Annotated in this window: 8 protein-coding genes; 3 read left to right on the top strand and 5 right to left on the bottom strand. The window is 70.6% G+C overall.

Annotated elements, in window-relative coordinates; genetic code table 11:
• From ACYVD1_RS34070 to rimP, 4 genes are all read right to left on the bottom strand, one after another.
• On the bottom strand, nt 1-483 hold a 483-nt coding region (locus ACYVD1_RS34070), incomplete at its 3' end, for a translation initiation factor IF-2 N-terminal domain-containing protein (protein WP_460778600.1).
• Nucleotides 484-710: 227 nt separating this feature from the next.
• Nucleotides 711-1,004 (bottom strand): YlxR family protein, encoded by a 294-nt coding sequence (locus ACYVD1_RS34065; protein ID WP_460778603.1) that lies wholly within the window; start codon nt 1,002-1,004, stop codon nt 711-713.
• A 28-nt stretch (nt 1,005-1,032) separates the two neighbouring features.
• Complete coding sequence (gene nusA, locus ACYVD1_RS34060) at nt 1,033-2,097, bottom strand: transcription termination factor NusA (protein WP_460778602.1); 1,065 nt, start codon at nt 2,095-2,097, stop codon at nt 1,033-1,035.
• Nucleotides 2,098-2,121: 24 nt separating this feature from the next.
• On the bottom strand, nt 2,122-2,604 hold the full coding sequence (gene rimP / locus ACYVD1_RS34055; RefSeq protein ID WP_460778599.1) for a ribosome maturation factor RimP: 483 nt from the start codon (nt 2,602-2,604) through the stop codon (nt 2,122-2,124).
• A gap of 360 nt (nt 2,605-2,964) precedes the next feature.
• Between rimP and ACYVD1_RS34050 the strand changes: the two genes are divergently transcribed.
• A complete protein-coding gene (locus ACYVD1_RS34050; RefSeq protein WP_460778598.1) occupies nt 2,965-3,504 on the top strand; it encodes a hypothetical protein in 540 nt (179 codons plus the stop codon).
• 87 nt (nt 3,505-3,591) lie between these two features.
• Nucleotides 3,592-4,068 carry a ferritin-like domain-containing protein gene (locus tag ACYVD1_RS34045; RefSeq protein WP_460778597.1) on the top strand — a complete coding sequence of 159 codons (477 nt, stop codon included), beginning with the start codon at nt 3,592-3,594 and terminating at the stop codon, nt 4,066-4,068.
• Nucleotides 4,069-4,132: 64 nt separating this feature from the next.
• On the opposite strand, the gene ACYVD1_RS34040 is transcribed toward ACYVD1_RS34045, so the two are convergent.
• A complete protein-coding gene (locus ACYVD1_RS34040) occupies nt 4,133-5,866 on the bottom strand; it encodes a proline--tRNA ligase (protein ID WP_460778601.1) in 1,734 nt (577 codons plus the stop codon).
• A gap of 164 nt (nt 5,867-6,030) precedes the next feature.
• Between ACYVD1_RS34040 and ACYVD1_RS34035 the strand changes: the two genes are divergently transcribed.
• Complete coding sequence (locus tag ACYVD1_RS34035; protein WP_460778596.1) at nt 6,031-6,882, top strand: spermidine synthase; 852 nt, start codon at nt 6,031-6,033, stop codon at nt 6,880-6,882.
• Nucleotides 6,883-7,053: the final 171 nt, after the last annotated feature.

Genomic DNA, 7,053 nt, shown 5'->3' with positions numbered 1-7,053 from the left:
ACCGGGCTTGGGCGCGGCCGGACGGGGCCCTTCACCGCGGGGCGGCTTCGGACCCGGCTTGGGGCCGGGCTTGGGCGCGGTCTCCTCGGGCTTCTCGAAATGCGGGACCGCGGGCTTGTCCACCTGCGGGGCAGGCTTCTCGGCCGGCTCCTCGGGCTTCTGGTCCTGCGGGGCCGCGGGCTTGGCAGCTGGACCCGGCTTCGGGCCCGGCTTGGGAGCGGGCCCCGGCTTGGGAGCCGCGGGGCGCGCGGAGCTCTCGGCGGCGGGCTTGGCGGGGCCGGGCTTCGGAGCCGAGTCACCCTTCTTGCCGTTGCCGTCGGAACCCTTGTCGTCAAAAGCTTCTTGCAGGCGTCGCACGACGGGGGCCTCTATCGTGGAGGACGCCGAACGAACGAATTCGCCCATCTCGTTGAGCTTGGCCAGCACGGCCTTGCTCTCTACACCGAACTCCTTAGCGAGTTCGTACACCCGGACCTTCGCCACTACTCTCCTTCAGCTTCGGTCCGGGACATGGGCTTGTGCCGGACCGTCGTTAGCTTGAGTTACTCATCGCTGCGTACTCATCAGGCGCTCATCGCAATCTCGACCTGCTTCCTCATCGCTACACAACAATGGGCCAGCTCTGCGTGCCGACACAGCACACCGACCTCGGTCTCTATAACCTCGAGGCCAGCCCAGACATTCCAACCCTATCCGGATCGGCGAAGTGTTCAGTCACGCGGGGCGTCACCGAGTAGGGACGCCACACGTGAGGCGTCCCACCCGGTGGAACCTCCACCGTTCCGGTTCCGAAAGGCACGGGACCACACCCTGCGACGTTCGGCGAGCTCGAGGCATCGCCGGTCGTGGTGCAGGTATGCGCCGCGCCCCGGACGTCGACCCCGGGTGTCGGGCGTGATGACCGTGCCCTCGGCCACCAGCCGCACAAGGTCGGACTGGACTGTCCGCGACCGGCACCCCACGCATGTACGCACGGGACGGTCAGGACCGTCTTCGGCCACCATATCGTGTCGGGACATACCTGCGACCCGATTAACCGGCCGAAGGTGCGTTGCCGCTGCCCGGCTGGACCCCGCCGTAGCCCTCGGCCACGGGCTCGAAGGTCCCCCCGCTGGGCTCATAGCCCTCACCGGCGGCGTCGGCGGGCTCCGCGTCCGAACGGATGTCGATCCGCCAACCGGTCAGGCGCGCGGCGAGCCGGGCGTTCTGCCCTTCCTTACCGATCGCCAGCGACTGCTGGTAGTCGGGCACGACCACGCGGGCCACACGGGCAGCCAGGTCGAGGATCTCCACGGAGCTCACTCGGGCCGGGGACAGGGCGTTGGCGACGAACACCGCGGGGTCCTCGGAGAAGTCGACGATGTCGATCTTCTCTCCGTGGAGTTCGGCCATCACGTTCCGGACACGACTGCCGAGCGGACCGATGCAGGCGCCCTTGGCGTTGACGCCGCCCCGGTTGGAGCGGACCGCCATCTTGGTGCGGTGACCGGCCTCACGGGCGATCGCCGCGATGTCGACGGTGCTGTCGGCGATCTCGGGGACCTCCAGCTCGAAGAGCTTGCGCACCAGGTTGGGGTGGGTGCGCGACAGGGTCACCGAGGGACCGCGGTGGCCCTTGCGGACCTGCACCACGTAGGCCCGCAGGCGCTCGCCGTGGGTGTAGGTCTCCGTGGGGACCTGCTCCTGCGGGGGCAGGATGGCCTCGATCTTGCCGAGGTCGACCAGGACGTTCCGCGGGTCCTTGCCCTGCTGGATGATGCCGGAGACGATGTCGTGCTCGCGGCCAGCGAACTCGCCCAGGGTCAGCTCGTCCTCGGCGTCGCGCAGGCGCTGGAGGATGACCTGCTTGGCCGTGGAGGTCGCGATGCGACCGAAGCCGGTGGGGGTCCCGTCGTACTCACCGACGACCTCACCCTCCTCGCCGGTCTCGGCGACCCAGACGACCACGTGGCCGGAGGAACGGTTCAGCTCCACTCGGGCCTTCTTGTCGGCGCCCTCTTCGCGGTGGTAGGCGATCAGCAGCGCGTCCTCGATGGCCTTGGCCACCAGTTCGACGGCGATGTCCTTCTCGCGCTCCAGGCTGCGCAGGACACTCATGTCAATATCCACGGGGCTCCCCCTCTAGTCCGCCGCGTCGGTGTCGGCGTCGCGGCGGAATTCCACCTGGACCTTGGCCTTGGCGATCTTGTCGTAGGCCAGGGTGCGGGTCCGGCCCTTGACGTCCAGGGTCACGCCCTGGTCGTCGGAGTCGGTGACGCGACCGGTGACATCCCCTCCCTCGACGAGGGAGACCTTCACCAGTCGACCGCGGGAGCGCCGCCAGTGGCGCGGCAGCGTCAGTGGACGGTCCACCCCGGGTGAGGTGACCTCCAGGACGTAGGGCAGTTCACCCATCACGTCGGAGGCGTCCAAGCTGTCGTTGACGGCCTGGCTGACCTCGCCGACCGTGTCCAGGTCGACCCCGTTGTCGGAGTCGACCACCACGCGCAGGACCCGGCGCTTGCCCGCCGGTGTCAGCTCGACGGTCTCCAGGTCCAGTCCGGCTTCGGCCAGTACCGGCTCCAGCAGCTCGACGATGCGCTCATCGCGCGCGTGCGCTCCCATGCGTCCTTGCCCCTCAAACGGCGAAATTCCGCCCGCTCGGCCGTCGGCCGTTGAACGGGGCGGTCCAGCTCTGTACGTAGTCTGCATTCGGTCCGCGCCCCACGAGGGACACGTGAGTGCCGCGCGTCGCGTGCGACGGCGGCTGTGGATGCAAGGGTATCCACACCTGGGGCGGCCCCAGGTCGGTAAGTGCGGACAGGGCGCGTCGCGGCCTCCGGGCCCGGTGGCCGGAAGGCCTGGCTCGTACGGGGTGTCGGGACGGACCGCGCCCGTCCCCGCCCGTGGAAAGATGGGGCTGGCCGCCGCTGACAGCGGGAGCCGTGGAGACCGCGCCGAGTCGCGGGGCAGGGAGGAGACCGCGTGGGCCTGTGGAACGTCAACCGCCGCACAGTGCTGGGTGCCACGGCCGTGGGCGTCGCGGCGGCCGGGACCGCGGGTCTGAGCGGTTGCGGAACGGCCGACTGGTATCCCTCCGACGAGACCCCGGACGTGTACGTCCTGCGCTCTCTGATCAGCGACAAGGAGCGGATGGTCGTGCGCTACGAGACGGCACTGGAGAACGGCACGGGCCCCTCGGAGCTCCTGGAGCAGCTGCTGGAGCACCACCTCACCCACCTGGACTCCCTCGTCGACGTCCTACCGGAGGACTTCGCCCAGCACGAGGACGAGCCCGGCGGAGAGACCGGGCCCGACGGGGCGGAGGACGGCCGGGAGTCCCCGGCCGAGGACCCAGCGCTGGACGCGGTGCTCGACGTGTCGGGGCTGCGCGTCCTGGCGGCCGCGGCGACCAGCGCACGCCTCGACCAGGCGGCGGCGGTCACCGACCCCGCCCTGGCCCAGCTCATCAGTGGGATCGGCGCGTGCGAGGCCGGGCACGCCCACCTGCTCGCGCGGGCCTGAGCGCGCCCGCCGCCCAGCTCCCGAAACACAGCTCCCGAAACACAGCTTCCGCACCCCGGCCGAAGCCCCGCGAGGAAGGCACACACGTTGAGCGACAGCGCTACGCCCTTGGAGACCGCCGCCGAGAGTCCGGCCACGGAGGAGGACGGCGACCCCACCGCTGCGGCGCTGGCGGAGGCCCTGAGCGCTGAACACGCGGCCGTGTACGGGTTCGAGTTCATCGGCGGGGCGGCCGAGGACGAGGACCGCCGCGATCGGGCATCGGAGGCCGCCTACCAGCACAAGGCACTGCGCGACGCCCTGCACGAGGCCGCGGTGGAGCGGGACGTCGACCCCCCGCCCGCGTTGTCGTCCTATCCGCTGCCCGAAGGGCGCAGCGGCGAGGACATGGACTCCTTCGCCGCGGACCTGGAGACGACCTCGGTGGACGCCTACCTGTGGTTGAGCGCCTCCGCCGACACGGATCTGCGGACCACCGCGGCGCGCAGCCTCCAAGAGGCGACGGTCCGGTCCCTGGAGTGGGGCGCCGAGCTCGACCCCCTCCCCGGTTTCGGGGAGAGCTGACGACGGGGGCGACAGCCCGGTGTCCGGGCCGCCGCCCCCGTCGTGCGGGTGCTGCCTGCGGTGCCTACTCGGCGCAGGCGGCGACGGTGCGCTCGACGATCTCCTCGACCGGGAGGTCGTCGCGCTCGCCGCTACGGCGGTCGCGGAGCTCCACGACGCCGTCCTTGAGGCCGCGGCCGACGATAACCACCGTGGGGATGCCCAGCAGCTCGGCGTCGTTGAACTTCACGCCGGGGGCCGCCTTGCGGTCGTCGACCAGCACGCGCAGGCCCCGGGCCTCCAGCTCGCGGCCGATCCGCAGGGCCTCCTCGACCTCGCCGCCCTTGCCGGTACCGACCACGTGCACGTCCGCGGGGGCGATCTCGCGCGGCCAGACGATGCCCTTGTCGTCGTGCGACTGCTCGACGACGGACGCCACGACGCGGGAGACACCGATGCCGTAGGAGCCCATGGTGACGCGCTTGGGCTTGCCGTCCTGGCCGAGGGCGTCCAGCTTGAACGCGTCCGTGTACTTGCGGCCGAGCTGGAAGATGTGCCCGATCTCGATGCCCCGCGCGGTGTACAGCGTGCCCTTGCCGTCGGGCGACGCGTCGCCGTCGCGCACCTCCGCGACGTCGATGGTGCCGTCCGGGGTGAAGTCGCGCCCGGCCACCAGGTCGACGACGTGGTGGTCGGTCTTGTCCGCACCGGTCACCCAGGAGGTGCCGGTGACCACGCGCGGGTCGACCAGGAAGCGGACCTTGTTGTCGATCAGCGCCTTCGGGCCGATGTAGCCCTTGGTGAGGAAGGGGTTGGCGGCGAAGTCCGCCTCCTCCAGGATCGAGACCTCAGCGGGCTCCAGCGCGGCCTCGAGGCGCTTGAGGTCGACCTCGCGGTCGCCGGGGACCCCGATGGCGAGGAGGTCCCACTCCTCGCTTCCGGGGGTGCGGGTCTTGACCAGGACGTTCTTGAGGGTGTCGCCTTCGGAGAAGTCGCGGCCCATCCCGGCGTTGTTCAAGAAGTCGACCAAGGTCTGGATGGTGGCGGTGTCCGGGGTGTGGTGGACCCGGGCCTCGGGCAGCCCTTCAACCGGCAGCTCAGCGGGTGCCGGGGTCCGGACGGCCTCGACGTTGGCGGCGTAGCCGGACTCCGTGCTGCGCACGAAGGTGTCCTCACCGGTGGGTGCGACGGCCAGGAACTCCTCGGAGGCCGAGCCGCCCATGGCGCCGGAGGTCGCGGAGACGATGACGTACTCCAGGCCGAGCCGCTCGAAGATCCGGATGTAGGCGGCCCGGTGCTTGTCGTAGGAGGCCTGCAGGCCCTCGTCGTCGACGTCGAAGGAGTAGGAGTCCTTCATGTGGAACTCGCGGCCGCGCAGTACACCGGCGCGGGGCCGCGCCTCGTCGCGGAACTTCTCCTGGATCTGGTAGAGCACGACCGGGAAGTCCTTGTAGGACGAGTACTCGCCCTTGACCAGGACGGTGAAGAGCTCCTCGTGGGTGGGGCCGAGCATGTAGTCGGCACCCTTGCGGTCCTGGAGCCGGAACACGTTGTCGCCGTACTCCTCCCAGCGGCCGGACGCCTCGTAGTACTCCTTGGGGAGCAGTGCGGGCAGGAGGACCTCCTGGCCGCCCATGGCGTCCATCTCCTCGCGGACCACGCGCGACACGTTCTCCAGGACCCGCTTGCCCAGGGGCAGCCAGGAGTAGACACCGGGGGCGGCGCGGCGGACGTAACCGGCCCGGACGAGCAGCCGGTGGCTCGGCACCTCGGCGTCCGCCGGGTCCTCACGCAGGGTGCGCAGGAACAGGGTCGACATCCGCAGTAGCACGGCCACTCCTCGGTGATCGCGCCCGGAGGGCGCGGTTGGAAACCATTGGGGAAACCCAGGCTAGCGGTCCCGGCAGGGGTTTCGCGCGTCCGTTTCAGCCAGGGCCGCGGGACGCCTAACGTAGTAGGGATTTCGAGGAGTGAGGCGGGGACATGGGCAGACGTGTGCGTGACAGGGTCGAAGCCGAGGACGAGGTCTCGGCGGTGCCCGGGGTGGACCTCCTCGCCGACGCGGACCGCCCCAACTCGTGGTTCCTCCTGGTGGAGGGCACCCCGCAATCGCACGTGGACCTGTCCGACCCCGCTTACCTGGACTTCTCGTACGTGCGCCGGATCGCGCACGCCGCCGACCTGGTCGCCCCCGAGGGCGAGCCGATCGAGGCGATGCACCTGGGCGCCGGGGCTCTGACGGTGGCGCGCTACGTGGCGCACAGCCGCCCGAAGTCACGGCAGCGGGCGGTGGACGTGGACGCGGCTCTCGTGGAGACGGTACGGCGGCGCCTCCCTTGGGACCGCAAGGCGCAGCTGCGCGTGGGCATCGGCGACGCCCGGGACTGGATCGCCGCCCGGCACGACTCGAGCGCCGACCTGATCGTGTCCGACGTGTTCGCCGGGGCCCGGACCCCGGCCCGGCTGACCTCGGTGGAGTTCTACGCCGAAACCGCCCGGGTCGTGCGGCCCGGCGGGTTCCTGGTGGTCAACATCGGTGACGGCTACGCCCTGAAGCACACCCGGGCCCAGGTCGCCACGGTCGCTTCGGTGTTCCCGCACGTGGTGATGACCGCGGAACCCGGCGTCCTGCGCGGCCGCCGCTTCGGCAACCTCGTCCTGGTGGCGGGCCACTGGGCGCTGCCGACGGACGAGCTGGGGAGGCTGGCCCACCGCGACCCGGAGATGGCCCGGATGGTGGAGGGCGAGGACCTGGACCGGTTCGTCTCCGGGAGGGCGCCGGTCCGCGACGCCGACGCGGTGGACTCCCCCGCTCCCCCGACCGACATCTTCTAAGAGCCTGCTGGCAAAGGGTGCTGGGCTCCCCTGGCCAGCCGACTCCTAGCTTGGCGTTTAACCTCGAGCCCGTGACCGGATACCGTCCTGGTCACGGGCTTCATCGTTTCCCGGACAGCACAACGGCCTTCGCGTGATCATGTGCTTCAACCACGAACACACGTGAACACA

This window comes from Nocardiopsis nanhaiensis (genome assembly GCF_054778635.1).
Note: the sequence above shows the minus strand (reverse complement) of the source record. Positions and strands in the feature narration are given on the sequence as shown.